We start from the raw sequence: 262 nt of genomic DNA, 5'->3' as shown, positions 1-262 counted from the left end.
CTACTGGGCGAGGCGGCGAAGGAGTCGGTGGCGAAGTGGCTGGCCGACCGGAAGGCGATGTTGGCCCGCTGGAAGCGGGACGGGGGCGCGGTTTTCCTGAACAAATCGGCCGGCCGGCTGTCGAGCCGGAGCGTCGGCCGGCTTCTCGAAAAATACCTCAAGATCGCCGGGCTCGACCCGCGGACCAGCCCGCACACGCTGCGGCACAGCTTCGCCACCCACCTGCTCGACGCCGGGGCCGACATCCGCGGGGTCCAGGAAC

At 70.2% G+C, this 262-nt stretch carries 1 protein-coding gene; it reads left to right on the top strand.

Features of this window, described 5'->3' with window-relative positions; translation table 11 throughout:
- Positions 1-262 (top strand): tyrosine-type recombinase/integrase (locus tag ACWXWW_RS18130; protein ID WP_455971416.1); only part of this gene is annotated, 262 nt, incomplete at both ends.

This window comes from Microbacterium sp. KNMS (assembly GCF_053851835.1).
The sequence above is the reverse complement of the archived record's forward strand: the minus strand, read 5'-3'. Positions and strand labels throughout refer to the sequence as shown.